This window comes from Cronobacter sp. JZ38 (genome assembly GCF_008932145.1).
GTDB lineage: Bacteria > Pseudomonadota > Gammaproteobacteria > Enterobacterales > Enterobacteriaceae > Cronobacter > Cronobacter muytjensii.
Window position 1 is genome coordinate 3237077 of the sequence record NZ_CP017662.1, and the last position, 26518, is coordinate 3263594.

20 protein-coding genes and 7 tRNA genes are annotated in these 26518 nt (G+C 55.2%); 20 read left to right on the top strand and 7 right to left on the bottom strand.

The window, feature by feature from the left end:
- Positions 1-286: 286 nt before the first annotated feature.
- The 3 genes from speFL (at position 287) to potE (ending at position 4168) form a co-directional block, all read left to right on the top strand.
- Positions 287-391: a leader peptide SpeFL gene (gene speFL / locus BJP61_RS15390; RefSeq protein ID WP_106503839.1), complete on the top strand. Its 105-nt coding sequence runs from the start codon at positions 287-289 to the stop codon at positions 389-391.
- Between the two features lie 268 nt (positions 392-659).
- Positions 660-2855: an ornithine decarboxylase SpeF gene (speF, locus tag BJP61_RS15395; RefSeq protein ID WP_171998647.1), complete on the top strand. Its 2196-nt coding sequence runs from the start codon at positions 660-662 to the stop codon at positions 2853-2855.
- Positions 2855-4168, top strand: a complete 1314-nt coding sequence (potE, locus tag BJP61_RS15400) for a putrescine-ornithine antiporter (protein WP_171999349.1) — start codon at positions 2855-2857, stop codon at positions 4166-4168. Before speF ends, potE begins: the two co-directional genes overlap by 1 nt.
- Before the next feature lie 91 nt (positions 4169-4259).
- On the opposite strand, the gene pgm is transcribed toward potE, so the two are convergent.
- Together pgm and seqA are read right to left on the bottom strand one after the other, a co-directional pair.
- Positions 4260-5900 (bottom strand): phosphoglucomutase (alpha-D-glucose-1,6-bisphosphate-dependent), encoded by a 1641-nt coding sequence (gene pgm, locus BJP61_RS15405; RefSeq protein ID WP_171998648.1) that lies wholly within the window; start codon positions 5898-5900, stop codon positions 4260-4262.
- A gap of 24 nt (positions 5901-5924) precedes the next feature.
- The gene (seqA, locus tag BJP61_RS15410) at positions 5925-6470 is read right to left on the bottom strand and encodes a replication initiation negative regulator SeqA (protein ID WP_038864110.1); all 546 of its coding nucleotides are present in this window, start codon (positions 6468-6470) and stop codon (positions 5925-5927) included.
- Between the two features lie 183 nt (positions 6471-6653).
- Here seqA and ybfF point away from each other — a divergent pair, with 183 nt between their 5' ends.
- The 5 genes from ybfF (at position 6654) to BJP61_RS15435 (ending at position 10199) form a co-directional block, all read left to right on the top strand.
- Entirely contained in the window at positions 6654-7421 is a 768-nt protein-coding gene (ybfF, locus tag BJP61_RS15415; RefSeq protein WP_171998649.1) for an esterase, read from the top strand.
- Between the two features lie 127 nt (positions 7422-7548).
- Positions 7549-7830 (top strand): LexA regulated protein, encoded by a 282-nt coding sequence (ybfE, locus tag BJP61_RS15420; RefSeq protein ID WP_004387174.1) that lies wholly within the window; start codon positions 7549-7551, stop codon positions 7828-7830.
- 161 nt (positions 7831-7991) lie between these two features.
- The gene (fldA, locus tag BJP61_RS15425) at positions 7992-8522 is read left to right on the top strand and encodes a flavodoxin FldA (RefSeq protein WP_038864113.1); all 531 of its coding nucleotides are present in this window, start codon (positions 7992-7994) and stop codon (positions 8520-8522) included.
- 289 nt (positions 8523-8811) lie between these two features.
- Positions 8812-9264 carry a ferric iron uptake transcriptional regulator gene (gene fur / locus BJP61_RS15430; protein ID WP_038864115.1) on the top strand — a complete coding sequence of 151 codons (453 nt, stop codon included), beginning with the start codon at positions 8812-8814 and terminating at the stop codon, positions 9262-9264.
- A gap of 323 nt (positions 9265-9587) precedes the next feature.
- Positions 9588-10199 carry a helix-turn-helix domain-containing protein gene (locus BJP61_RS15435; RefSeq protein ID WP_038864117.1) on the top strand — a complete coding sequence of 204 codons (612 nt, stop codon included), beginning with the start codon at positions 9588-9590 and terminating at the stop codon, positions 10197-10199.
- Positions 10200-10257: 58 nt separating this feature from the next.
- Here BJP61_RS15435 and BJP61_RS15440 read toward each other — a convergent pair whose 3' ends face one another.
- The 5 genes from BJP61_RS15440 to nagE all read right to left on the bottom strand — a co-directional run bounded on the left by BJP61_RS15440 (position 10258) and on the right by nagE (position 19159).
- On the bottom strand, positions 10258-12909 hold the full coding sequence (locus BJP61_RS15440; protein ID WP_171999351.1) for a beta-N-acetylhexosaminidase: 2652 nt from the start codon (positions 12907-12909) through the stop codon (positions 10258-10260).
- Positions 12910-12965: 56 nt separating this feature from the next.
- On the bottom strand, positions 12966-14363 hold the full coding sequence (gene chiP / locus BJP61_RS15445; RefSeq protein WP_171998650.1) for a chitoporin: 1398 nt from the start codon (positions 14361-14363) through the stop codon (positions 12966-12968).
- Positions 14364-14814: 451 nt separating this feature from the next.
- The gene (glnS, locus tag BJP61_RS15450) at positions 14815-16482 is read right to left on the bottom strand and encodes a glutamine--tRNA ligase (protein WP_171998651.1); all 1668 of its coding nucleotides are present in this window, start codon (positions 16480-16482) and stop codon (positions 14815-14817) included.
- A 106-nt stretch (positions 16483-16588) separates the two neighbouring features.
- Entirely contained in the window at positions 16589-17005 is a 417-nt protein-coding gene (locus tag BJP61_RS15455; protein ID WP_171998652.1) for a hypothetical protein, read from the bottom strand.
- 129 nt (positions 17006-17134) lie between these two features.
- On the bottom strand, positions 17135-19159 hold the full coding sequence (gene nagE / locus BJP61_RS15460; protein ID WP_171998653.1) for an N-acetylglucosamine-specific PTS transporter subunit IIBC: 2025 nt from the start codon (positions 19157-19159) through the stop codon (positions 17135-17137).
- 316 nt (positions 19160-19475) lie between these two features.
- Between nagE and nagB the strand changes: the two genes are divergently transcribed.
- The 12 genes from nagB to BJP61_RS15520 all read left to right on the top strand — a co-directional run bounded on the left by nagB (position 19476) and on the right by BJP61_RS15520 (position 26490).
- Complete coding sequence (gene nagB, locus BJP61_RS15465; RefSeq protein ID WP_007670385.1) at positions 19476-20276, top strand: glucosamine-6-phosphate deaminase; 801 nt, start codon at positions 19476-19478, stop codon at positions 20274-20276.
- Positions 20277-20297: 21 nt separating this feature from the next.
- Entirely contained in the window at positions 20298-21446 is a 1149-nt protein-coding gene (nagA, locus tag BJP61_RS15470) for an N-acetylglucosamine-6-phosphate deacetylase (RefSeq protein WP_171998654.1), read from the top strand.
- 8 nt (positions 21447-21454) lie between these two features.
- A complete protein-coding gene (locus tag BJP61_RS15475; protein WP_171998655.1) occupies positions 21455-22675 on the top strand; it encodes an N-acetylglucosamine repressor in 1221 nt (406 codons plus the stop codon).
- A gap of 61 nt (positions 22676-22736) precedes the next feature.
- Positions 22737-23489 (top strand): HAD-IIA family hydrolase, encoded by a 753-nt coding sequence (locus tag BJP61_RS15480; RefSeq protein WP_004387185.1) that lies wholly within the window; start codon positions 22737-22739, stop codon positions 23487-23489.
- A 297-nt stretch (positions 23490-23786) separates the two neighbouring features.
- Positions 23787-25451, top strand: coding sequence for an asparagine synthase B (gene asnB / locus BJP61_RS15485; protein ID WP_171998656.1), 1665 nt, complete (start codon positions 23787-23789; stop codon positions 25449-25451).
- A gap of 251 nt (positions 25452-25702) precedes the next feature.
- Positions 25703-25779: transfer RNA gene (locus BJP61_RS15490), tRNA-Met, on the top strand.
- 8 nt (positions 25780-25787) lie between these two features.
- Positions 25788-25872 (top strand) — tRNA-Leu (locus BJP61_RS15495).
- Positions 25873-25895: 23 nt separating this feature from the next.
- Positions 25896-25970, top strand: a tRNA-Gln gene (locus BJP61_RS15500).
- A 36-nt stretch (positions 25971-26006) separates the two neighbouring features.
- Positions 26007-26081: transfer RNA gene (locus BJP61_RS15505), tRNA-Gln, on the top strand.
- Positions 26082-26111: 30 nt separating this feature from the next.
- A tRNA-Met gene (locus tag BJP61_RS15510) sits at positions 26112-26188 on the top strand.
- A gap of 61 nt (positions 26189-26249) precedes the next feature.
- A tRNA-Gln gene (locus BJP61_RS15515) sits at positions 26250-26324 on the top strand.
- A gap of 91 nt (positions 26325-26415) precedes the next feature.
- A tRNA-Gln gene (locus BJP61_RS15520) sits at positions 26416-26490 on the top strand.
- The last annotated feature ends 28 nt before the right edge of the window (positions 26491-26518 follow it).

Sequence of the window (26518 nt, forward strand, 5' to 3'; positions counted from 1 at the left end):
CCTTGCTTCTGAATACATCCTCGCCTCATGTCAATGCTTATTCACACAGTGCCTTTCCAGGCCCTGAAATTAATTCCTGCCAAAATTAAATAACGCTCAAAATAATGAAATTTATTTCAATAACCAACCGCTTACATTTATGTAACCAGAAGAGATCTGCGCTGCATTATGCATAAATAACGACGTATTATTTCTGGTTCAGGCCGTTTTTATTGATCTCTTTCACAGAATAACGCTCTAAGCCGGATAAAATGACCACGCTTTCAATAAGTGAAAGGAAACGACAATGGAAAATAACAATCGGTTAATGCCGCATATCCGGCGGACAACCCATATTATGATGTTTGCTCACCGCAACTGCTTCGACTTCCATATTTTCAACGCCCGCTAGCCTTTAGCGCCGCAGCGCGCCTGCCATTTCTCAGCGAAAATTCCATGTGATGTAATAACGGGTTTACGCCTGAGAATGCGCGCCTCTTTTTGCCATAAACCCTATGATAACCAGCCTGTTAGCTGGCAGGGCTTTGTCTGGCAAAAATAAAACCAAGGTTATTTCCCGCATTTATTATGCGGCGGCAAGCTTTTACCTGAACAAATAACAAAGCCATTTCCGCAAGGAAATAGCGCGGGATTGCTTTGCCTGAAAATAAGGAATCACCATGCAAGCGTTAAAAATCGGCGTTAGCCGTTTATGCCCGGACTGTTTTTCAACTGACCGGGAGCTTATTAATATTCATGACACCAACTATATTGATATTGCCGCGGCGGTCATTTCCGTCAGCGATATTTTCCAGGGCATTATTGATGAAATAGAGCTGACTGGCTTCGGCGTTCCGGTATTTGTCATGTGTCAGCCCGAGGAGCGGGTGCCTGCTGAGTATCTGGCGCGGATTTCCGGCGTGTTTGACGATAACGAAACGCACCGCGACTACTATGGTCGACAGCTTGAAGCCGCCGCGCAGAAATATGAAACCGCGCTGCGCCCGCCCTTCTTTCGCGCGCTGGTCGATTACGTGAATCAGGGCAACAGCGCGTTTGACTGCCCCGGGCACCAGGGCGGTGAGTTTTTCCGCCGCCACCCGGCCGGAAACCAGTTTGTGAATTTCTTCGGCGAGACGCTGTTTCGCGCCGATTTGTGCAATGCCGATGTGGCGATGGGTGATTTACTGATCCACGAAGGCGCGCCGTGCCTCGCCCAGCAGCACGCCGCGCAGGTGTTCAACGCTGATAAAACGTACTTTGTGCTGAACGGCACGTCATCCGCCAATAAAGTGGTGCTTAACGCGCTGCTTGCGCCCGGCGATTTGGTGCTGTTTGACCGCAATAACCATAAGTCGAACCACCACGGCGCGCTGTTGCAGGCGGGGGCCACGCCGGTTTATCTGGAAACCGCGCGTAACCCGTACGGCTTTATCGGCGGCATCGACGCGCACTGCTTCGATGAGCGTTATCTGCGCAGCCTGGTACGCGAGACCGCCCCGGAGCGCGCCGCGATGGCGCGGCCGTTTCGCCTCGCAGTTATCCAGCTCGGCACTTACGACGGCACTATCTACAACGCCCGCCAGGTGGTCGATAGCCTGGGGCCGCTGTGCGATTACATTCTCTTCGACTCCGCCTGGGTGGGCTATGAGCAGTTTATTCCGATGATGGCGCCCTGCTCGCCCTTACTGCTGACGCTCAATGAAAACGATCCGGGCATTCTGGTCACGCAGTCGGTGCATAAACAGCAGGCCGGGTTTTCCCAGACGTCACAGATTCATAAAAAAGACAGTCATATCAAAGGACAGCCGCGTTATGTGCCCCACAAGCGCATGAATAACGCTTTTATGATGCACGCCTCCACCAGCCCTTTTTACCCGCTTTTCGCGGCACTCGACATCAACGCGCGGATGCATGAAGGCGAAGGCGGACGCCGCATGTGGATGCGCTGCGTGGAATATGGCATCGAGGCGCGCAAGATGATTTTCGACAACTGCCGCGCCATACACCCCTTCGTTCCGGCGACGGTCGATGGCCGTCCGTGGCAGAGCTATGAGACACAGGAAATAGCCTCCGACCTGCGGTTTTTCCACTTCGAACCCGGCGAGCGCTGGCACGCCTTTGAGGGCTACGCGCCGCACCAGTATTTTGTCGACCCATGTAAGCTGCTGCTCACCACGCCGGGTATCGACATCGCGACCGGCGAATATGCGGCGTTCGGCGTGCCTGCGGCGGTGCTCGCAAGCTACCTGCGCGAGAACCATATCATCCCGGAGAAGTGCGACCTGAACTCGATCCTGTTTCTGCTCACCCCTGCCGAAGAGATGAGCAAGCTGCAACAGCTGGTGGCGCAGCTGGCGCGTTTTGAAAAGCTGCTGGAGAGCGACGCGCCGTTAAGCGAGGTGCTGCCGACGCTCTGGAAACAGCATCAGGCCCGTTACGCCGGGTATACGCTGCGCCAGCTCTGTCAGGAGATGCACGATTTTTACGCCAGCCGTAACGTAAAGCAGCTGCAAAAAGAGATGTTTCGTAAGGCGTATTTCCCGCGCGTCGCCATGAGCCCGCAGGCGGCGAACCACGCGTTTATTCGTGGCGAGGTGGAGCTGGTGCGGCTTGACCAGGCGGAAGGCCGCATCGCGGCTGAAGGCGCGCTCCCCTACCCGCCGGGCGTGCTGTGTGTGGTGCCCGGCGAAATCTGGGGCGGCGCGGCGCTGCACTACTTCCGGGCGCTGGAAGAAGGGATCAACCTGCTGCCGGGTTTCGCGCCGGAATTACAGGGTGTGTATGTACAGGAGAATGACGGTCGCCGCCAGGTGTGGTGTTACGTCATCCGTCAACGGCCAGTCACGCAGGGCCGCGCCGAAGGAGCGTTATGATGAGCAAATCCAACAAAATGGGCGTCGTGCCGCTGACCATCCTGACGATGGTGAACATGATGGGCTCCGGCATTATTATGCTGCCGACCAAGCTTGCCGAAGTGGGCACTATTTCGATTATCTCCTGGCTTGTGACCGCCGTCGGCTCAACGGCGCTGGCCTGGGCTTTCGCAAGATGCGGAATGTTCAGCCGCAAAGCGGGCGGCATGGGCGGCTATGCGGAGTATGCGTTCGGTAAGTCGGGCAATTTTATGGCCAACTATACCTACGGGGTATCGTTGCTTATCGCTAACGTCGCCATCGCTATCTCCGCGGTCGGCTATGGCAGCGAGCTGTTCGGCGCGGCGCTGACGCCGGTGCAGACCGGCATCGCCACGATGGGCGTATTGTGGATTTGCACGGTCGCCAACTTCGGCGGCGCGCGCATCACCGGCAAGCTCAGCGGTATTACCGTCTGGGGTGTAATCATCCCGGTGGTCGGGCTGTCGGTGATCGGCTGGTTCTGGTTCAGCCCGTCGCTGTATGCAGACTCCTGGAACCCGCATCACGTGCCGTTTTTCGACGCGGTAGGCTCCTCCATCGCCATGACGCTATGGGCGTTCCTCGGGCTGGAGTCGGCCTGCGCCAACACCGAGGTGGTGGAAAACCCGGAGCGCAACGTGCCGATTGCGGTACTGGGCGGCACGCTCGGCGCGGCGGTGATTTATATTGTTTCCACCAACGTGATTGCGGGCATTGTGCCTAACCTGAGTCTCGCGCACTCCACCGCGCCGTTCGGGCTGGCGTTCGCGCAGATGTTCACGCCGGGCGTCGGGAAAATCATTATGGCGCTGATGGTAATGTCCTGCTGCGGTTCGCTGCTCGGCTGGCAGTTCACCATCGCCCAGGTGTTCCGCTCCTCCGCCGACGCGGGCTATTTCCCCAAAGTGTTCTCACGCCTGAGCAAAGCCGAAGCGCCGGTAAAAGGGATGCTGACGATTGTGATTATCCAGAGCGCGCTGTCGCTGATGACCATCAGCCCGTCACTCAATAAACAATTTAACGTGCTGGTTAACCTGGCGGTGGTGACCAATATCATCCCGTATATTTTGTCGATGGCGGCGCTGGTAATCATTCAGCAAGTGGCGAATGTGCCGTCGCGCAAGGCGAAGCAGGCCAACGTGGTGGCGCTGGTGGGCGCGATTTACAGCTTTTACGCGCTCTATTCATCCGGCGAGGAGGCGATGCTGTATGGCGCCATGGTCACGTTTATGGGCTGGACGCTCTACGGGCTGGTCTCTGCGCGCTTTGAGCTGACCAACAAGCAGGGGTAACGTGGCCTGGCAGGCAAAGCAAAACGGCAACCCGAAGGTTGCCGTTTTTATGTTATCGCCGGGACGAGCGCTACGGCCTGCCCCGCAACGCTTACGCGTTTTTCAGCACTTCGCTGACGATTTCTACCGCTTCTTTCTCGATCTGCTTGCGGTGTTCTTCACCGAGGAAGCTTTCGCAATAGATCTTGTACGCGTCTTCGGTACCGGAAGGACGCGCCGCGAACCAGCCGTTCTCGGTCATCACTTTCAGGCCGCCGATAGCAGCGCCATTGCCCGGCGCGGCTGTCAGACGTGCGGTGATCGGATCGCCTGCCAGTGTGCTTGCGCTGACCATTTCCGGAGAGAGTTTAGAAAGCGCGGCTTTCTGCGCGGAGGAGGCGGACGCCTGCAGACGGTTGTAGCTCGGCGCGCCGAAACGCGCGGCCAGTTCGTCATAGTGCTGCTGCGGGTTTTTCCCGGTCACCGCGGTGATTTCCGCCGCGAGCAGGCACATGATGATGCCGTCTTTATCAGTGGACCACGGCGTGCCGTCAAAGCGCAGGAAGGACGCGCCCGCGCTCTCTTCGCCGCCAAAGCCGAAGCTGCCGTCGTAGAGACCGTCAACGAACCATTTAAACCCGACCGGCACTTCCACCAGCTTACGGCCCAGCGCGTCGACCACACGGTCGATCATCGCGGAAGAAACCAGCGTTTTACCGACGGCAACGTCCTGGCCCCACTGCGGGCGATGCTGGAACAGATAGTTGATAGCGACAGCGAGATAGTGGTTCGGGTTCATCAGCCCCGCAGGCGTGACGATGCCATGGCGGTCGTAGTCCGGGTCGTTGGCAAACGCCAGGTCGAACTTATCGCGCAGCGCCAGCAGGCCCGCCATCGCGGATTCCGAGGAGCAGTCCATACGGATAGCGCCGTCTTTATCCAGATGCATAAAGCGGAACGTCTGATCCACCTGATCGTTAACAATCGTCAGGTTGAGCTTGTAGTGCTCCGCGATGCGCTTCCAGTATTCGATGCCGGAGCCGCCCAGCGGGTCAACGCCAAGCTTCAGGCCCGCTTTCTGGATAGCGGCCATGTCGACGATCTCCGCCAGCCCTTCGATAAACGGCTGCACCAGATCTTTTTCCTGAATGCGGCCGCTCGCCCAGGCGTCGTCCAGCGAAATACGCTTCACGCCTTTCAGGCCGTCCGCCAGCAGCGCGTTTGCGCGGTTTTCGACCACTTTGGTGACGTTGGTATCTGCCGGGCCGCCGTTAGGCGGGTTGTATTTGATGCCGCCGTCGTCGGGCGGGTTGTGCGACGGCGTGATGACGATGCCGTCAGCCTGTGCGCCGCCGCGTTTGTTGTGCTCAAGGATCGCGTTAGAGACCGCAGGCGTCGGCGTATAACCGTTGTTGTCCTGCACGATGATATCGACGCCGTTTGCCGCCAGCACTTCCAGTACGGAGATAAACGCAGGCTCGGAGAGCGCATGCGTATCTTTACCGACATAGCACGGCCCAGTGATGCCGTTTTTGGCGCGCTCTTCCGCAATCGCCTGGGCGATGGCCAGAATGTGCGGCTCGTTAAAGCTGTGACGCGCGGCGCTGCCGCGGTGGCCGGAAGTCCCGAACTTCACCGCGTGCTCCGCATTACCCGCTTCGGGCTTCAGCACATAGTACTGCGCGGTCAGCTGGGCGACGTTGATTAAATCACTCTGTTGTGCAGGCTGTCCCGCACGGTTATTGACTGCCATGGCCTGGTCCTTCTGACGCAAGAGTTAAATGGTGCCGCAAACCTTCTCAATCAATTCCGCCGGGAACTGCATGGTCTGCATGATGTGTTCAATCATGCTACATTTGCGGCCTGTATTCGTGTTCGTGATAACCCAGTACGGCGTGCCCGGCACGTGGCGGGGTTTCGTCTGGTTGCCACTTTGCAGCAGCGTTTGCTCGTCGCCGGCGAAATAGACGCGGGTGCGACCATGTAACGATTCGGTAGCTTCGGCAAAAGCGTCTGCATCCAGTGAATAGAGTGTAGACAGCACCAGCATAAAACGATTGACCGCGCGTTTTTGTTCGGCGTATTCATCCGAAAGAAGCAGCTCACGCATGGCGCGAACGCGATCGCGCGCCGGGTTGGCCGGTTTGTCAGCGGCGGGCGCGACGGTGGCTGGGATCTCTGCTTTGGCTGGTGTAGCGGCGATCTGCGTGGAGGCGGAAAATTTCAACATGCGCCGTAAAATGTCGGACGCGCTTTCGCCAATATGCAGGGTGTGGCTGGCAATGTAGCGATACAGCTCGTCATCAACTTCAATCGTTTTCATCTTAATCCAGTGCGATTTCTTTTCTGAATACAAGTCATTGGGATTATAGAGTTAAAACCCAACAGCGGATAGCGTCAAACCAGGAAGGCCGCAAAAGTCGGAATTAACTGGAACCTTGCAGCCGGGCGGCAGAATGGTCAACATGATAACCTAACCTGTCAGTCGCCAAAAAAGAACTTTGCCATGAAATTAAATACCCGCACGCAATCTGCGCAACAACCGACTCAAAATACACCGATTGTGTTAATTCACGGGCTGTTTGGCAGCCTGGACAATCTCGGCGTGCTGGCCCGCGATCTGGTGCAGGATAACAATATTGTGCAGGTCGATTTGCGTAACCACGGGCTTTCTGAGCGTAGCGAGACGATGGATTACCCGGCGATGGCGCAGGACATTCTCGATACGCTGGATGCGCAGGGGCTGGAGAAAGTGATTCTTATCGGGCATTCGATGGGCGGCAAAGCGGCGATGGCGGTAACGGCGCTGGCGCCAGATCGCATTGAAAAGCTGGTGGCTATCGATATCGCGCCAGTGGATTATCAGGTCCGCCGCCACGACGACATTTTCGCGGCGGTCAACGCGGTGAGCGATGCGGGCGCGACAACACGCCAGCAGGCGGCGGATATCATGCGCCAGTATATCGCGGAAGAAGGCGTGATTCAGTTTCTGCTGAAGTCGTTTGTCGATGGCGTCTGGCGCTTCAATGTGCCGGTGCTGTGGAATCAATACGCCCATATTGTCGGCTGGGAACCCCTCCCCGCCTGGCGCGGCCCGGCGCTGTTTATCCGTGGCGGCGCGTCGCCTTATGTGGAAGAAGCGCACCGCGAAGCGCTGCTGGCGCAATTCCCGCAGGCCCGCGCGCACGTTATCGCGGGCGCGGGTCACTGGGTGCATGCCGAAAAGCCGCAGGCGGTGCTGCGCGCTATCCGGCGTTTTCTGGAAACTGATTAAAAACAGACCGACCGGCGCCGTCGCGCGCCGGATGCGTTGGCGCGCTTCGCTGCCTGATGTATGATGGCGCGCTGAAATACCGCCGGGCCCGCCCCGGCAGCCTGTTTCCCCTGTCTATACTCATACCATGGCAAAAGAACAAACGGACCGCACAACGCTCGATCTTTTCGCGGATGAACGCCGTCCGGGCAGACCGAAAACCAATCCGCTGTCGCGCGACGAACAGCTGCGCATCAATAAGCGCAACCAGCTTAAGCGTGACAAAGTTCGCGGGCTTAAGCGCGTGGAATTGAAGCTGAACGCCGATGCGGTGGACGCGCTGAACCATCTGGCTCAGGCGCGTAATATCAGCCGCAGCGAGCTGATAGAAGCTATGCTCCTCGCTCAGCTGAAAGCCTTGCAGGAGTAAGGTCTGGTCTGAATTTTACCCAAAAGGACGGGGCAATGTAGCAGAGAGTGCACCCGGCGCCTGATACCGTTTCCGCACCTTCACCTGTTCTGCTATGATTGCCCTATCTGTGGGCGTTATGCCAGCACCATCACATTTAGATTCAAGAGGTTATTCTTCTTATGGCAATCGTAGGCATCTTTTTCGGCAGCGACACCGGCAATACCGAAAATATCGCAAAAATTATCCAGAAACAGCTCGGGAAAGACGTTGCTGAAGTGCATGACATTGCTAAAAGCAGCAAAGAGGATCTGGAAGCGTTCGATATTCTTCTGCTTGGCATCCCGACCTGGTACTACGGCGAAGCGCAGTGCGACTGGGACGACTTTTTCCCGACGCTGGAAGAAATTGACTTCAACGGTAAACTGGTCGCGCTGTTCGGCTGCGGCGACCAGGAAGATTACGCAGAATACTTCTGCGACGCGCTGGGCACCATTCGCGATATTATCGAGCCGCGCGGCGCGACCATTGTTGGCCACTGGCCGACGGCGGGTTATCACTTCGAAGCGTCCAAAGGTCTCGCAGACGACGATCACTTTGTCGGCCTCGCAATTGATGAAGATCGCCAGCCGGAGCTGACGGCGGAACGCGTTGAAAAATGGGTGAAACAGGTCTCCGAAGAGCTGCACCTGCAGGAAATCATCAACGCCTGATGATAAACGGCGCGGGCGGCCGTCCGCGCCGGTTGATAGATAAAAGCAATGAAAATAATTGCTACAAATTTTTAACTTTCCCTCACTACGCTGTACAATGGCATCCTTAATTATCAGGCCTCCCCGTGTAAAACGCTGGCGGGCCCACGATTTTTAAGCTCTTTTTTGCCGGACGCTTGCGGTTTTCATTTAGGCATGTCAGTTCTATAATGAGACGCATTCATCTTCGGCGTATCCGATGTATCGCTCCCTTCTGGGGCGAGTCGTTAAGCAACAGGACAGATTCCGCATGACTGACAACAATACCGCATTAAAGAAGGCCGGCCTGAAAGTCACGCTTCCTCGATTAAAAATCCTCGAAGTGCTGCAGGAACCGGTCAATCATCATGTCAGTGCGGAAGACCTCTATAAGCGTCTGATTGACATGGGTGAAGAGATTGGCCTTGCCACGGTCTATCGCGTACTGAACCAGTTCGACGATGCCGGCATCGTCACCCGTCACAACTTCGAAGGCGGTAAATCCGTTTTCGAGCTGACGCAACAGCATCATCACGATCACCTGATCTGTCTCGATTGCGGCAAAGTGATCGAATTCAGCGATGACTCTATTGAAGCCCGTCAGCGTGAAATCGCGACACGTCACGGCATCCGCCTGACCAACCACAGCCTCTATCTGTATGGTCACTGTGCCGATGGCGACTGCCGCGAGAATGAACACGCGCACGAGGTCGGCGAGAAGTAACGTTCGCCATAACGCCTGATCCAAAGCCGACGTTTGTCGGCTTTTTTATTGTCTGAAAACCAGACGCTGAAAATACACATGTATCATTTTGGATTAATAGCACATAAATATGTATTTTAATACAGCGCACAATGCTTAATTAAACCACATATATTTTATTAAATATAAATTCAGAAAAGATAAATATCTTTATCGGTCAAGCGGTTAGCCAACGAAAGATTGCCGTTGTTCATTCCCTCTTCTCTGCCCCTTATTGCAGCAATAAAAAAGCATCCATTAAGATACAGCAACGACATAAATTTATTTTAAACAAGGTAACCAATATGGTATTACCCTCTAAACCTCTTGCTGAGATTTACCGCATTGCCGATATTTTCAATAGCTACGGCAACTGGTCTCGTGCGGAAAAAAATACGCTTATCCCGTTGCGAGACGGGGAAATTTGCATCATTCGCGGCGGTCAGTTTTCTCTGATGCGCCAGAGTGACCGCCTGTTGCTGGAAAAATGCAGCGCCCCTTCGGTTCTGGGCCTGGCGCGGAATTTAGGTAAATCCCAATTCATAAAATTACAGGCTGATTCAGAATGTCATTATCAGTTAATTCCTTTTGATTATTTCATGCAGGAAATCGAAAAAAATCATTGCCAGTTACATCTTCTTATTTTGTCCTCATGGATAATTAATATGCTTTGCTATCGGGAAGAAATTATGCTGGGCAGAAACAGCTACAGTATGATTAAAGCCAATATCGATTGTCTGGCGTCGATGGATGAGTTTATGCGTAACCGGATTAACGTCGCCGATTATATTGTTAAAAAAACAAATCTTTCCCGCAGTATGGTAATGAAAACCTTGTCCCAGCTACGCAGCGCGAAACATATTGAAATCAGCAAAGGCAAACTGCTTGCCGTTCACCATCTGCCAGAGGCGCTGTAAGACACCGCTTTAATACACGTAAAAGCCAGCCCGGAGGCTGGCTTTTTTAAAAAGCGCGTTACGGCTGTACGCGCTCCGTCCGGCTGTGGCGTTTGCCATCCACGCTTACGCTGCGTACCTGCACCTCGCCCGTCACGCGCGGCGGTTGCGCGGCGTCATAAGGCTGCCAGCGCGCGCCGCCATCAGTGGAATACTCCATCGTCACGCCAGGCAGGCTGATGTTCATCTGCAATACCCCTGTTTTCACGCGTGCGCCCGGCACCGGCAGACGGAACTGCACGCCCGCTTTCTCAAGTTTCGGCAGTTCGCGACGGCCAAGCAGGTTCGCAAAACGCGTCCAGTCCCGTTGTAGCGCCTGCATATCGACCTGATGCGTTTCGCCGCCCTTATACTCGCGCCCCGCCTGATAATCCTGCTCCCATGCGGCACGGTGCCAGGCGCGCTCCGCTACGGCCAGCAGACGCGGATACATCATGTACTCCATCTGCTTATCGGTACGCACCACTTCGCTCCAGAGCTGTGCCGAGAGCCCATAAGCGCCAGGCCAGGGTTTATCGGATTTAGCGCTAAACGCGTTGCCGTCGCGATCGACCGACGTCTCGGCGTTTTGCGGCAGGTTATCCGGCGCGAAACTGAAAATCTTACGCTCATCGCTAAAGCGCGTGCCCCAGTAGTAGCCGCTCTCCGCCGGATTCACTTCGTTCGGGAAATCGAGATAGACGTAATCCGGGTTAGAGACCACGACGCGAAAGCCTTTGTTGGCCCAGTCGTTGACGCTGTCAAAACCGCCCCAGTAGAGGGTGTCCCAGAAGTTGACGTTGACATGTGAGGTGGCAAAGGCGCTGGCGTCTTTCGCATCTTTAAGGCCATCCTGCCAGGCCTGCATGATGTCAATGCCGTGCGCTTTCACCAGCTTGCTGACCTCAACGCCAAAGTAGCTGGAGAGATGCTCAACGTCCGCGACCACCCCGTCCTTAACCATTTTCTGACACACCGGCGAGCGCGCCCAGGGTTTATCCTGGCGGCTTTGATCGATAATGCCCTTCCCGGCTTCCGGTTTCGTTTTATCGGTATAACCGGTGCCAAGGTAAATATTTTTCGCCTCGTCGCCGCCAAAATGCCAGGTGGTGAGCGGCTGTCCGGCCTCCCGGTGCATCTGCTGAATTTCGCCGATCACTTTATCCACGAAACGGCGTGACGAATCGAGGCACGGATTGAGGTAGCCGGTACGGTTGTAATACTGCACGCCTGTTGTGACGGAGGTATCCTGCGGGTCGAGCAGGCGGTACGCGTTCGCCTCGTTGGTTTTACCCGCTTTCATCAGCCGATCGTAGCGTGCCTCCATTGCAATCACCGCCGCGCGGGCGTGAGCCGGCATATCTATTTCCGGAATGACCTCAATCTGGCGCGCCGCGGCGAATTTCACTATCTCGATATAATCGGCGCGGGTGAAATAGCCGCTACCGTTGTTGTTGGTATCTGGCCCGGAGCCGAGCTGCGGCAGCAGACAGGTTTTTTCGCTCAGATCGTGGCAGCGTTTCGCGCCAATTTCAGTCAGCTCCGGGAGCCCCGGAATATCGATGCGCCAGCCCTCATCGTCGCTTAAATGGAAGTGAAATTTATTGAGCTTCCAGGCCGCCATCTGATCGAGCAGGCGCAGCACGGCGGCTTTGGTATGGAAGTTGCGCCCCACATCAAGGTGAATGCCACGATACGCAAAACGCGGCGCATCCTGCGCGTCAAGCGTCGCGATTTGGCGCGCGCCGTCCACCGGGATCAGCGACAGCAGTGACTGCAAACCATAAAAGACGCCTGCGCGATCGTAGCCGGTGATTACCGCCTCTTTCTGTCCTATATGCAGCTGATAAGCGCCGGACACCGCCTCTTTGCCGTTAAACGCGCGGCTCGCGATGGCCGTACGCACCGGATAACCCGATCCGGTTTTCACTCCCAGCAGCGCAAAGCGCGCGGTAATCGCCTCTTGCGAGCCTTTATCAAGCACGGCTATATCAAGCTTAACGCCCTGGTCGAGAGCGACGTCCTGCCCGTGCAGCCTGACCTGGCGCGGCGTCGGGATGATCTGCCCACGCAGGCTGTCGGCATTCAGTGTTTTGATGTCGCTATTTTTATCGAAGCGCGCTTCCGCGGTCATCAGGATGTTTTTATCGTCCGGCGTGCGTTTCCACTGATCTTTCAGCGGGCTGACGAACCCGGTTAACGTTTCGGTATCGGTACTGGCGATCACTTTCGGCGCGCCATCGTCCGCCGTAACGTACCAGCGCGGCAGCACATCGGTGATAAAGAGCTGCCAGTATTCATTGACGATTGGGATCTCCACCGAGGCATTGGCCGGGAAGCCGGTGAATTTGTCCGTCGGTTCAAGCTTATGGAGATCGCCCATCACGTGGGTCACTTTAAACTGATCGTTATCGACCTTGAGGATCTGGCGAATACTGTGAAACCAGATAGTCCAGTTTTTATCCGTCACCGCGTCACCCGGATTGGTGAGCGTGATAACCGCTTTATTGCAGGAGGCCCAGTCGGCGCCAAGCGCGGCGCAGTCGACGCCATGCTGTGCCGCGTGGTTGTCGGTAATCGCGTAGTTGAGCCCAAACTGGCTGATTTGGTCTGCCGTTGACGCCTGTGCGCCGCTACCGGCAAAAATCCCCATCACCACCCCGGCTAACAGACTGATCTTTAACTTTTTCATCATCTCGTCCTTTTCACTGCCCTTTATGTAAGGCGCACCTGCGCGCCCCTGCGCATTCAGAAAATCGTAAACGGTGCCGTGACGATAAATTTCACGTCGCGTTCGTCCTGGAAAATGTTGCCGTAGCCGCCGCCGTAGCTCGGGATGTCGGAATGGTTGTCATACTGGGTGAAATGCAGCTTAAACATCGTGCCTTTGGCGCGGTCGTCCTGCAGGGTGTAGACCGCGTCCAGGCTGTAGGCAGACTCTTTCAGGCGGTAGTCAGGATCGTAGTAGTTGTCGGTGGTCGGAAGCGTTGAGGGCTTTGCATCCCACGCGTAGACGTAAGAGGCGCCTATCGCAAAGCCCGGCAGCTTCCAGTTTTTCAGGTCATACATCGCGCCGAAAAACACCGCTTTTTCATCGTCAGCGTTGAAATCTGAGCGGTTATCCCACCAGATATCGAGCCGTCCGTTGGAGGAGGCATACGTCGGCGTCATACGCTGCAGAAAATAGCCCTGCTGCCCTTCGGCGCTCACCCATGTGCCTTCGAGGCGCAGATCCACCGGCCCGACCTTATAGCCAAACGTCAGCGCCTGGAGCCAGGCCGTACCATCGTAGATATCATTAATAGTGCCGCTGCTGGCTTTATCGCGCGCGCCGTAAAACTGATAGCTGGTGGCCAGCGGGTTTCCGGCAAGCGAAAAGTTGTAGCTCGCTTTGGCAAAGTATTGATCGACATAGCCCTGCGCCTGGCCGAACGCCGCCTCCAGCACCAGCGAATTTTTAAACGCATATTTCGCGCCGATAGAGTGGAGATAATCCACGCGAGTCGTTCTGTCGTTCTGCCTGAACTTATCCATCTCCAGATGCCACGGCGATTTGTATTCGTTGGTCCACATATAGGAAAAACTCAGCGCGCCAGCATCGCCGTAGTCGAAATTCGCCCCGGCTTCCGCGCCCTGATATGTGCCGGGCATAAAGCTCCAGTGCGGCGCCAGCAGTGTCTGCCCGGTCGGTTGCAGCCAGCCGGCTCGCGCCCAGACAGGGCCGTATTTGAATTTGCCCGCGGCTTTATAAAGGCTGATACCACTTTTATCCCCTGACCAGTCTTCGTCGTAGGCTTTATTGCTGGAGGAGAACGCAATTTCGTTCGGGTGACCGCTGTCGCCGTTTTCCGCCATTTCGATGGCAGTAAAAGCGGCGATATCCAGCCCGAACATATCGGCGGCGAACCCTGACTGAAAATCGAGATTCGCGTTCCAGGTGGAGTGAGAAAGGTTGGTTTTGTATTTATCTTCTACAACATCTTTACGGTCGCGCTCGCGCTGCCAGTAATAGATGCCGCCGGTTAACGTAGAGTCATCAATAAACCCCGCTGCCAGAGCACCGGGTGGGCTGCACAAGCCGCCCAGCGCGCTGACGCTGGCGAGAGCCAAAGCGATGCCGCTACGTTTGTATTTCAACGAACGCATGTGAAATTCCTCTTTGACGTAAAAAATTCGCGTGGAACAACGCCCATAAAGCGAATGAAAAAATTAAAAAAATAAAAGACGGCGGCGGAGCTTCCCCCCGCGCTACCGCACTTAAAGACCATTTTTCGCAGCGCGAATTATCAATCTTAAAACCTGAATTCTTTATGGCTTTATGACGAGCAGCACAAAAATTCCTTCATTTTGTAACATTTTCATAAGGGTGAATTTTTATGCCGTACAACATAGAAAACGCAGTCAAAACAATAAAATGAAAGCGATTACAATTTTTAATAAAGTGGAAAGCTCTGTAGCGGGGAGATATGCGATGAAAGGCGTTTATCAAAACAAAAGAAATTAATTCGCATCGCGAATCTTTAAGAGGAGTTAACAGATTGATTCAGCAAATAAAAAAAACGCCGCGCGATGGCGGCGTCTTATGACAGGCAAGCCTTTACTCGCCGATTTTAGCCCAGGTGTCACGCAGGCCAACGGTGCGGTTAAACACCAGTTTGTCACCGTTTGCATGGCGGCTGTCGAGGCAGAAATAACCCTCGCGCTCGAACTGCCAGGCTTTGCCCGCTTCGGCGTATTTCAGACTCGGTTCAGCATAACCTTGTTTGATCACCAGAGATTGCGGATTTATTGTCGTCAGGAAATCTTCCGCAGCACCAGGGTTCGGCACACTGAAGAGACGGTCATAGAGACGGATCTCAACCGGCAACGCATGCGCGGCGCTGACCCAGTGAATAACGCCTTTTACCTTGCGACCGTCAGCCGGATCTTTGCTCAGCGTATCAGCATCGTACGAGCAATAAATAGTCGTGATTTCGCCCGCCTCGTCTTTCTCAACACGTTCCGCTTTAATAACGTACGCGTTACGCAGACGCACTTCTTTACCGAGCACCAGGCGCTTGTATTGCTTGTTCGCTTCTTCGCGGAAGTCTGCGCGATCGATCCAGATTTCGCCGCTGAACGGCACGTCGCGGTTGCCCATTTCCGGTTTGTTCGGATGGTTAGGCATTGAAACCACTTCGCTCTGACCCTGCGGGTAGTTTTCGATAACCAGTTTCACCGGATCGATAACCGCCATCGCGCGCGGCGCGTTCTCGTTGAGGTCTTCACGAATGCAGGACTCAAGAGACGCCATCTCAATGGTGTTATCCTGCTTGGTGACGCCGATGCGCTTGCAGAATTCACGAATGGAAGCGGCGGTATAACCGCGACGGCGCAGACCGGAAATGGTCGGCATACGCGGATCGTCCCAGCCTTCAACATGCTTGTCGGTCACCAGCAGATTCAGCTTACGCTTGGACATCACGGTATATTCCAGATTCAGACGAGAGAACTCGTACTGACGCGGATGTACCGGGATGGTGATGTTATCCAGTACCCAGTCATACAGACGACGGTTGTCCTGGAATTCCAGCGTACAGAGCGAATGAGTGATCCCTTCCAGCGCATCGGAAATGCAGTGGGTGAAGTCATACATCGGGTAGATGCACCACTTATTGCCAGTCTGGTGATGTTCAGCGAACTTGATGCGGTACAGAACAGGATCGCGCATCACGATAAACGGCGACGCCATGTCGATTTTCGCACGCAGGCACGCTTTGCCTTCTTCGAACCCGCCAGCGCGCATTTTTTCAAACAGCGCCAGGTTTTCTTCCACGCTGCGATCGCGGAACGGACTGTTTTTGCCCGGCGCGGTCAGGGTGCCGCGGTATTCGCGGATCTGCTCCGGCGACAGCTCGTCGACATACGCCAGCCCTTTGTTGATAAGCTCAACGGCGTAATTGTACAGCTGATCGAAATAGTCAGAGGAGTAACGCACATCGCCAGACCAGTGGAAACCCAGCCATTGCACGTCGTTTTTAATCGACTCGACAAATTCCAGGTCTTCTTTCACCGGGTTGGTATCGTCAAAGCGCAGGTTGCACTGGCCCTGGTAATCCTGGGCGATGCCGAAGTTCAGGCAGATGGACTTCGCGTGGCCGATGTGCAGATAGCCGTTCGGCTCCGGCGGGAAGCGGGTGCAAATCGTGGTGTGTTTTCCAGACGCCAGATCTTCATCAATAATCTGGCGAATAAAGTTAGTCGGGCGGGCTTCTGCCTCACTCATCGCATATTCCTCAAAGCGTCAACATCGTTTAACGGCGTATGATCTTATAAGCTGCAGCGGGAAACAACCTTTAGTTACAGAAAATCCCGCCGTGGGGCAGCGCCTGTCATTGCCCGCGTTGGGCATATTCCACCTGCCGACAACGCTGGGGGACAGTGGCTTTGAGCATTCTTACTGGTGAGCTTAACGAGTCGACATTTCCGTCGCGCGGAATATAGCCCGGCGCTTCAACACACCAGGTCCAGGAATAGATCATCGTGCCGTGCAGGAAGAAAATCATGGGTTCCCACTCCGAGACGCGTGAAACGGAAATATGGCCTTTCTCATCTGCCATGAATTTCTCCGGCGGTGGGTAAAAGCCCGGCGGCATGCGGTGCGTTTGCAGCCAGAGCGTGGCGTGAGGAACCGGCTCGCCCCGTTCGTTCTGAATTTCCATTTCAAGCGCAGGCCGGTGCGTGGCGTAGCGAGGCACGCAGCCGCTCAGCAGCACGGCGGCGCAAACCGCGATAATACAATGGCGCATATGATTCTCCTTAATCCTGATGGGCGACACCCTACACGGCTTCCCACCCCCTGCGCCAGCCCCGAAAAAAAGCAAAAAAAAACGGCGGGAGCATCTCCCGCCGTTTAAGGCATGACGACTCAGAAGCGATTATTTGCCTTTAATCTCATACAGCGCGCTCTGCCCTGCCACAACCGCACCCTGCGCCTTAATGACCATGCCGCCGAAATCGTCGATGTTGCTGCACACCACCGGGCTAATCATTGAGCGCGCGTTCGCGTTCAGGTAATCCAGATCAAGCTCCAGCACCGGCTGGCCCGCGGTCACCTGCGCGCCCTCTTCCACCAGACGTTTAAAGCCCTGCCCGTTCAGCGCGACGGTATCAATCCCCATATGAACCACGATTTCCGCGCCGTTTTCGGTTTCAAGGCAGAACGCATGGTTGGTGTTGAAGATTTTGACAATCGTGCCCGCCGCCGGTGACACCACCGTTTTGTCGGTCGGTTTGATAGCGACGCCATCACCGACGGCTTTGCTGGCGAACGCTTCATCCGGCACCGCATCCAGCGCCACAACCTCGCCGGTCACCGGCGAGACCAGCGCGGCTATCGTCTGCGCATTCGCCAGCGCCTGCGGTTTTACCGCGGGTGCGACAGGCGCGCCAGCAGGGGCTGTCGGCGCAGAGGCCGCCACGTGGCCGGTCGTTTTCATCGCGTTAGCGATTTTTTCCGCCACAAAACCAACGATAATCTGCACGCTGGTTTTGTTAAGACGGATAACGCCGGTCGCACCGAGGCGTTTAGCCAGCGCTTCATCCACCAGCGCCGAATCCTTCACGGAAAGACGCAGACGGGTAATGCAGGCGTCGATGCCAGTCAGGTTATCGGAGCCGCCAACCGCCGCAATGTACTGACGTGCCAGCCCGGTCGCATCGAGGGCTTTATCGCCACTCACGTTAACGTCTTCACCGTCCGCCTCGCTGCCTGCGACAGCCAGCTCACGGCCCGGCGTCATCAGGTTGAATTTGGTGATAGTGAAGCGGAACACCACGTAATAAATGACGAAGAACACCAGGCCCTGCGGAATCAGCATGTACCAGTGGGTCGCCAGCGGGTTACGCGAGGAGAGGACCATATCCACCAGACCCGCGCTGAAGCCGAAACCGGCAATCCAGTGCATGGTCGCCGCGATAAACACCGAAATACCGGTCAGCGCCGCATGGATGACATACAGCACCGGCGCCACGAACATAAAGGAGAATTCCAGCGGCTCGGTAATGCCAGTAAAGAACGCGGCGAAAGCACCTGCCATCATGATGCCCAGCACTTTGGCTTTGTTCTCAGGACGCGCACAGTGGTAAATCGCAAGCGCTGCGCCCGGCAGGCCGAACATCATGATCGGGAAGAAGCCCGCCTGGTAACGCCCCGTAATACCCACCACGGCTTTACCGGATTCAATAGACTGCGCGCCGCCGAGAAAATTCGGGATATCGTTGATGCCGGCGACGTCAAACCAGAACACTGAGTTCAGCGCGTGGTGCAGGCCCACCGGAATGAGCAGACGGTTAAAGAAGGCGTAGACGCCTGCGCCAACGGAGCCGAGTTTCTGGATCTGCTCGCCAAACTCTACCAGACCGCCAAAAACGACCGGCCAGATGTACATCATGATGAAAGCGACAACAATCATCACGAACGAGGTCAGAATCGGCACCAGACGACGGCCACTGAAGAACGAGAGCGCTTTCGGCAGCTCGACGGCGCTAAAGCGGTTGTAGAGTTCTGCGGCGATAATCCCCACCATAATGCCGACAAACTGGTTTTTAATCTTACCGAAAGCGGCCGGTACCTGATCGGCCGGGATCTTCATGATCATGGCGACTGCGGCAGGCGAACAAAGCGTCGTCAGCACCAGAAAACCGACAAACCCCGCCAGCGCCGCGGCGCCGTCTTTATCTTTTGACATGCCATAAGCGACGCCCACGGCAAACAGCACACCCATGTTGTCGATAATGGCGGAGCCAGACTGAATGAAAAATGCCGCCAGTGCGTTGCCGCCGCCCCAGCCGGTCGGGTCGAGCCAGTAGCCGACCCCCATCAGAATAGCTGCCGCAGGCAGCGTAGCCACAGGCACCATCAGCGCCCGGCCCACTCGTTGTAAATAACCTAAAATACTCACTTTTTCCCCCTATGAAACCCCGATGAGGCTCCAGCTAAGCCGTTTTTTATTGTGCTACCAACCCTGAAACGCGGCGACACTTGGTATCAACGCTGAGTGTCTGCAAAATTAATTCGCCTCGCAAATTAAACGCGTCTTTTCTGTGATTTTTATCACCAAATATCGTAGTTGAAGGTCCTGACCTATGGCTTACCTCGAAAACTTATTTTATCATTCAAAAAATCGAGACGGATTGCTCCCGCTTTCAGCGAACGGGTATACCCTTACACTGTGCGTCGTTCAATCCGCGCCTGTTTTCTAACTTTCGAGGTGAACAATGAGACTGATTCCGCTGGCTACGCCGCAGCAGGTAGGCAAATGGGCCGCCCGCCATATTGTTAAGCGCATTAACGATTTCAACCCCACCGCCGACCGTCCGTTCGTGCTCGGCCTGCCGACAGGCGGCACGCCGCTTGAAGCCTACAAAGCGCTGATTGAGATGCACAAAGCGGGCCAGGTGAGCTTCAAACATGTGGTGACCTTTAACATGGATGAATATGTCGGGTTGCCGAAAGATCATCCGGAAAGCTACCACAGCTTTATGTACCGCAATTTCTTCGACCACGTTGATATTCCCGAAGAAAATATCAACCTGCTGGATGGTAACGCGCCGGATATTGACGCAGAATGCCGCCGCTATGAAGAAAAAATTCGCGCTTACGGCAAAATTCACCTCTTTATGGGCGGCGTGGGCAACGACGGTCATATTGCGTTCAACGAACCAGCCTCTTCACTGGCCTCCCGCACCCGTATCAAAACGCTGACGCACGACACCCGCGTGGCGAATTCGCGTTTCTTTGGCGGCGATGTGAATCAGGTGCCAAAATACGCCCTCACGGTCGGCGTCGGCACACTGCTTGACGCGCAGGAAGTGATGATTCTGGTACTGGGCCATGTTAAAGCGCAGGCGCTGCAGGCGGCCGTCGAAGGCAACGTGAACCATATGTGGACCATCAGCTGTCTGCAACTGCATCCGAAAGCGGTTATCGTGTGTGACGAGCCTTCCACCATGGAACTGAAAGTGAAGACGTTAAAATACTTCACCGAGCTCGAAGCTGAAAATATTAAAGATCTTTAAGGACTGGTTACCGGGGGCATTATGTACGCTTTAACCCACGGCCGGATTTACACCGGCCACGACATTCTGGATGACCATGCGATTGTTATCGCCGATGGCCTGATTGAGCGCCTGTGCCCGCTGGCTGACCTGCCGGCGGGAATCGAACAGCGCGACATGGGCGGTGCCATCATCGCCCCCGGTTTTATCGACGTACAGTTAAACGGCTGCGGCGGTGTGCAGTTTAACGACACGGCAGACGCGGTCTCGGTCGAAACGCTGGAAATTATGCAGAAAGCCAACGAGAAATCGGGCTGCACCAGCTATCTGCCGACGCTGATTACCTGTAGCGACGCGCTGATGAAACAGGGCGTGCGGGTAATGCGCGAATACCTGGCGCACCACAAAAATCAGGCGCTGGGTCTGCACCTTGAAGGCCCGTGGCTGAATATCGTCAAAAAAGGCACGCACAACCCGGATTACGTGCGTGAACCGGACGCTGAGCTGGTCAAGTTTCTGTGTGAAAATGCTGACGTTATTACCAAAATCACGCTCGCGCCGGAACGGGTCGCGCCAGAGGTCATTAGCCAGCTCACCGCGGCGGGCATTGTGATATCCGCCGGGCACTCGAACGCGACCCTGAAAGAGGCAAAAACAGGCTTTCGCGCCGGGATCCGCTTTGCAACCCACCTCTTCAACGCAATGCCTTACATCACTGGTCGCGAGCCGGGCCTGACTGGCGCTATCTTTGACGAGCCGGATGTCTTTTGCGGCATTATCGCCGATGGCCTGCACGTGGATTTCGCAAACGTGCGCCTCGCGAAAAAAGTAAAAGGCGACAAACTCTGTCTGGTGACTGACGCGACAGCGCCCGCAGGTGCCAATATTGATGAGTTCATTTTTGCTGGTAAAACAATATACTACCGCAATGGCCTGTGCGTGGACGAAAACGGCACCCTCAGCGGCTCGGCGCTGACCATGATCGAAGGCGTGCGCAACCTGGTGGAGCATGTCAATATCGCACTGGACGAAGCGCTGCGTATGGCGACGCTGTATCCGGCCCGCGCCATGGGCGTGGCAGACAGGCTTGGCAGCATTGAAACGGGCAAAGTGGCGAATCTCACCGCCTTTACCCGCGACTATAAAATCATCAAGACCATCGTTAATGGTAACGAGGTCGTTACTGAGTAAATAAAGGCATGACGACTGGCGGACAGGCTCAAATTGGCAACGTTGATCTCGTAAAACAGCTTAACAGCGCGGCGGTTTATCGTCTTATCGACCAGCATGGGCCGATATCGCGCATACAGATAGCCGAACAGAGCCAGCTTGCGCCCGCCAGCGTTACCAAAATTACTCGCCAGCTGATTGAGCGCGGCCTGATTAAAGAAGTCGATCAGCAGGCCTCTACCGGGGGCCGCCGCGCTATCTCCATCATCACCGAAACCCGGCACTTCCAGGCAGTTGGCGTACGGCTTGGCCGACACGACGCGACGCTTACGCTGTTCGACCTGAGCAGCAAAGTGCTGGCGGAAGAACATTTCCCCCTGCCAGAGCGTACTCAGGAAACGCTTGAGCACGCACTGCTGAATACGATTGCGCAGTTTATCGAGACCTGGCAGCGCAAAATCCGCGAGCTTATCGCCATCTCCGTTATTCTGCCGGGTCTTGTGGACCCGGAAAGCGGCGTTATCCGCTATATGCCGCACATTAACGTGGAAAACTGGCCGCTGGTCGACGCGCTGCAAAAGCGCTTCAACGTCGCCTGTTTTGTTGGGCACGATATCCGCAGCCTGGCGCTGGCGGAGCACTATTTCGGTGCAACACGCGATTGCGAAGACTCCATTCTGGTGCGCGTTCACCGGGGCACGGGCGCAGGCATTATCTCCAACGGGCGCATCTTCATCGGCCGCAACGGCAACGTCGGCGAAATTGGTCATATTCAGGTCGACCCTTTAGGCGAGCGTTGCCACTGCGGCAACTTCGGATGTCTGGAGACTGTCGCTGCCAATGCCGCGATTGAACAACGCGTGCGCCAACTGCTTGAGCAGGGCTATCAGAGCCGCCTGACGCCAGACGAGTGCAATATCAAAGCGATTTGCAAAGCCGCTAACCGGGGCGACGCGCTGGCGAGCGAAGTCGTGGAGCGCGTTGGGCGTCAGCTTGGTAAAACTATCGCCATCGCCATTAACCTCTTTAACCCGCAAAAAGTCGTTATTGCCGGTGAAATCGTCGAAGCGCAGAAAGTGCTGTTGCCCGCTATCGAAAGCTGCATCAACACCCAATCCCTCAAAGCATTTCGTAAAAACCTGCCGGTGGTGCCGTCACAACTCGATCACCGCTCGGCAATCGGCGCTTTCGCGCTGGTGAAACGCGCCATGCTTAACGGTTTGTTATTACAGCGTTTGCTGGAAAGTTAACGAGTGACTTTGGCGTTTGCGCTATAGTTACGCCTTTCTGTTCCCTGAGCCAGAGTAGTCCATGACCATTCAGAACGTAATTTGCGATATCGATGGCGTGCTGATGCACGATAACGTTGCGGTGCCCGGCGCCAGTGAATTTCTGACCCGCATTCTTGAAAAAGGGTTTCCGCTGGTCCTGCTGACCAACTACCCGTCCCAGACCGGCCAGGATCTGGCTAACCGTTTCGCCTCCGCCGGGATCGACGTGCCGGACAGCGTGTTTTACACCTCCGCCATGGCGACAGCGGACTTTCTGCGTCGCCAGGAAGGCAAAAAAGCGTATGTGGTCGGCGAAGGGGCATTAATTCACGAGCTGTATAAAGCTGGCTTTACCATTACCGACATCAATCCGGATTTCGTGATCGTCGGCGAAACCCGCTCCTATAACTGGGAGATGATGCATAAGGCCGCCTTTTTCGTCGCCAACGGCGCGCGGTTTATCGCCACTAACCCGGACACCCACGGGCGTGGCTTCTACCCCGCCTGTGGCGCGCTGTGCGCGGGTATTGAGAAAATATCTGGCCGTAAGCCGTTTTACGTCGGCAAGCCGAGCCCGTGGATCATTCGCGCGGCGCTGAACAAAATGCAGGCGCACTCCGAGCATACCGTGATTGTCGGCGATAACCTGCGTACTGATATTCTGGCAGGCTTCCAGGCCGGGCTCGAAACCATCCTGGTACTTTCTGGCGTCTCCACCATCAATGATATCGACGCGATGCCGTTCCGACCGAGCTGGATTTATCCTTCCGTCGCCGAAATCGACGTTATCTGATCCTGACGGCCATTAATGATGGCCGTTTTTTCTGCCTGCCCCGCCCCCCCGCATTCAATAAAATCGCCTTTTTTTTGAGAAATCGCTAAAAACCGAGCCATTCTGGTAATCATTTTTAAATTTCCGCTAACGCCTGTTGAACTATTTATTACTCCATCGCTAAAAGGCTTGCATAGTCTGTATGAATTACGGCATTTTCTTAATCAACAACGGAGGCTGAAGCGGAAAAATTGCATAAACCGCAACGCCTCGCAGACAGACAACACAACATCACCGCCAGGGTTAACGGAGTTTTCTATGTGTTCTATTTTTGGTGTGCTGGATATCAAAACCGATGCGGTTGAGCTGCGTAAAAAAGCACTTGAGCTGTCACGCCTGATGCGTCACCGCGGCCCGGACTGGTCCGGCGTTTTCGCCAGCGATAAAGCTATTCTCGCGCATGAACGTCTTTCTATTGTCGACGTCAACGCAGGCGCGCAACCGCTTTACAACACCGAAAAAACGCATGTACTGGCCGTGAACGGCGAGATTTACAACCATCAGGCGCTGCGTGCGGAATATGGCGACCGTTTCCAGTTCCAGACCGGTTCTGACTGCGAAGTTATCCTGGCGCTGTATCAGGAAAAGGGCCCGGAATTTCTCGACGAGTTACAGGGCATGTTCGCTTTCGTGCTCTATGACAGCGAAAAAGACGCGTACCTGATTGGCCGTGACCATATCGGGATCATCCCGCTCTATATGGGCCACGATGAGCACGGCAACTTCTATGTCGCTTCCGAGATGAAATCGCTGGTGCCGGTGTGCCGCACCATTAAAGAATTCCCGGCGGGCAGCTATCTGTGGAGCCAGGACGGCGAAATCCGCCAGTACTACCAGCGCGACTGGTTTGACTATGAGGCGGTAAAAGACAACGTGACGGATAAAGCCGAACTGCGTCAGGCGCTGGAAGACGCCGTGAAAAGCCACCTGATGTCAGACGTGCCTTACGGCGTGCTGCTCTCCGGCGGTCTGGATTCATCGGTGATTTCTGCGATCACCAAGAAATTCGCGGCGCGTCGCGTGGAAGATCAGGAGCGTTCCGAGGCCTGGTGGCCGCAGCTGCACTCTTTTGCCGTCGGTCTTGAAGGCTCGCCGGATCTGAAAGCGGCGCAGGAAGTGGCGAACCACCTCGGCACGGTGCACCATGAAATTCATTTTACCGTTCAGGAAGGGCTGGATGCGATTCGCGATGTGATTTACCACATTGAAACGTACGATGTGACGACCATTCGCGCGTCAACTCCGATGTATTTAATGTCCCGTAAGATCAAAGCGATGGGCATTAAAATGGTGCTTTCGGGTGAAGGGTCTGATGAGGTATTCGGCGGCTATCTGTACTTCCATAAAGCGCCTGACGCGAAAGAACTGCACGAAGAAACCGTGCGTAAACTGCAGGCACTGCATATGTTTGACTGCGCCCGTGCAAACAAGGCGATGTCAGCCTGGGGCGTCGAAGCGCGCGTACCGTTCCTTGATAAGAAATTCCTCGACGTGGCGATGCGCATCAACCCGCAGGATAAAATGTGCGGCAACGGCAAAATGGAAAAACATATCCTGCGTGAATGTTTTGAATCTTACCTGCCAGCCAGCGTGGCGTGGCGTCAGAAAGAGCAGTTCTCTGACGGCGTCGGCTACAGCTGGATCGATACGCTGAAAGAAGTGGCCGCTGAGCAGGTCACCGATCAGCAATTAGCCACGGCCAGCTTCCGCTTCCCGTACAACACGCCGTCGTCGAAAGAAGCGTATCTCTACCGCGAGATTTTCGAAGAGCTGTTCCCGGTGCCGAGCGCGGCGGAGTGCGTGCCGGGCGGGCCGTCTGTCGCCTGCTCTTCTGCGAAAGCCATCGAATGGGACGAAGCGTTTAAAACCATGAACGATCCGTCAGGCCGCGCGGTGGGTGTACACCAGTCCGCCTATAAATGAGTACTCCTTAAATGAACAACGGGCCTTCGCGGCCCGTTTTTTTTATTGGCACAACGTTGTTCAGACAGTGGCTCGTTTTCCATTGACTTAGTGGATAAATCAACCGGAATCGACGAATATTGCATCAAGCTGTTCGCAAGCTAGTCAAACAGTCACAATACGTCGATTTTCGCCAAAAAAGGTGTTGACGCTTCCAGGCCCAATACGCATAATGCGCCCCGCAACGCCGATAAGGTAACGCGAAAAAAGATGGCTACGTAGCTCAGCTGGTTAGAGCACATCACTCATAATGATGGGGTCACAGGTTCGATTCCCGTCGTAGCCACCATCTTTTTTGCGGGAGTGGCGAAATTGGTAGACGCACCAGATTTAGGTTCTGGCGCCGCAAGGTGTGCGAGTTCAAGTCTCGCCTCCCGCACCATTCCCGGGTTAGCGTTGCACGGATGGGGTATCGCCAAGCGGTAAGGCACCGGTTTTTGATACCGGCATTCCCTGGTTCGAATCCAGGTACCCCAGCCATATTTCTTCGACTTTTGCGTATAGCGCAGTGGTCGTTGGGGTATCGCCAAGCGGTAAGGCACCGGTTTTTGATACCGGCATCCCCTGGTTCGAATCCAGGTACCCCAGCCAGTCGTTATGGCTGGTAAAGCAATAAAATTTGGCTACGTAGCTCAGCTGGTTAGAGCACAGCACTCATAATGCTGGGGTCACAGGTTCGATTCCCGTCGTAGCCACCATATTTAAGCATCTTGCAGTGTTTATGCGAGATAGCGCGAAGTAAAGTTCGCAAGAGTTTCTTGGGGTGTCGCCAAGCGGTAAGGCAGCGGATTCTGATTCCGCCATTCCGGGGTTCGAATCCCTGCACCCCAGCCACTTTGAAGAAGCGGTTGGCAAGAAGCTAAACGCACAGGTTAAAGGTTCTTTGTTTCTTCCTTTAACTGACAATTCAGCACCAACATTTTGTTGGGGTATCGCCAAGCGGTAAGGCAGTGGATTCTGATTCCACCATTCCGAGGTTCGAATCCTCGTACCCCAGCCACTCTTTAAAAGCCTGCGAAAGCAGGCTT

Excerpts from the sequence above, each read along its gene's own strand:
- pgm (WP_171998648.1), bottom strand. The coding sequence starts at position 5,900 with ATGGCAGTCAATAACCGTGCGGGACAGCCTGCACAACAGAGTGATTTA.
- BJP61_RS15480 (WP_004387185.1), top strand. The coding sequence starts at position 22,737 with ATGACCATTCAGAACGTAATTTGCGATATCGATGGCGTGCTGATGCAC.
- ybfE (WP_004387174.1), top strand. The coding sequence starts at position 7,549 with ATGGCAAAAGAACAAACGGACCGCACAACGCTCGATCTTTTCGCGGAT.
- speF (WP_171998647.1), top strand. The coding sequence starts at position 660 with ATGCAAGCGTTAAAAATCGGCGTTAGCCGTTTATGCCCGGACTGTTTT.
- BJP61_RS15475 (WP_171998655.1), top strand. The coding sequence starts at position 21,455 with ATGACGACTGGCGGACAGGCTCAAATTGGCAACGTTGATCTCGTAAAA.
- speFL (WP_106503839.1), top strand. The coding sequence starts at position 287 with ATGGAAAATAACAATCGGTTAATGCCGCATATCCGGCGGACAACCCAT.
- BJP61_RS15440 (WP_171999351.1), bottom strand. The coding sequence starts at position 12,909 with ATGAAAAAGTTAAAGATCAGTCTGTTAGCCGGGGTGGTGATGGGGATT.
- fur (WP_038864115.1), top strand. The coding sequence starts at position 8,812 with ATGACTGACAACAATACCGCATTAAAGAAGGCCGGCCTGAAAGTCACG.
- BJP61_RS15455 (WP_171998652.1), bottom strand. The coding sequence starts at position 17,005 with ATGCGCCATTGTATTATCGCGGTTTGCGCCGCCGTGCTGCTGAGCGGC.
- potE (WP_171999349.1), top strand. The coding sequence starts at position 2,855 with ATGAGCAAATCCAACAAAATGGGCGTCGTGCCGCTGACCATCCTGACG.
- chiP (WP_171998650.1), bottom strand. The coding sequence starts at position 14,363 with ATGCGTTCGTTGAAATACAAACGTAGCGGCATCGCTTTGGCTCTCGCC.
- nagB (WP_007670385.1), top strand. The coding sequence starts at position 19,476 with ATGAGACTGATTCCGCTGGCTACGCCGCAGCAGGTAGGCAAATGGGCC.
- ybfF (WP_171998649.1), top strand. The coding sequence starts at position 6,654 with ATGAAATTAAATACCCGCACGCAATCTGCGCAACAACCGACTCAAAAT.
- fldA (WP_038864113.1), top strand. The coding sequence starts at position 7,992 with ATGGCAATCGTAGGCATCTTTTTCGGCAGCGACACCGGCAATACCGAA.
- nagA (WP_171998654.1), top strand. The coding sequence starts at position 20,298 with ATGTACGCTTTAACCCACGGCCGGATTTACACCGGCCACGACATTCTG.
- BJP61_RS15435 (WP_038864117.1), top strand. The coding sequence starts at position 9,588 with ATGGTATTACCCTCTAAACCTCTTGCTGAGATTTACCGCATTGCCGAT.
- glnS (WP_171998651.1), bottom strand. The coding sequence starts at position 16,482 with ATGAGTGAGGCAGAAGCCCGCCCGACTAACTTTATTCGCCAGATTATT.
- seqA (WP_038864110.1), bottom strand. The coding sequence starts at position 6,470 with ATGAAAACGATTGAAGTTGATGACGAGCTGTATCGCTACATTGCCAGC.
- asnB (WP_171998656.1), top strand. The coding sequence starts at position 23,787 with ATGTGTTCTATTTTTGGTGTGCTGGATATCAAAACCGATGCGGTTGAG.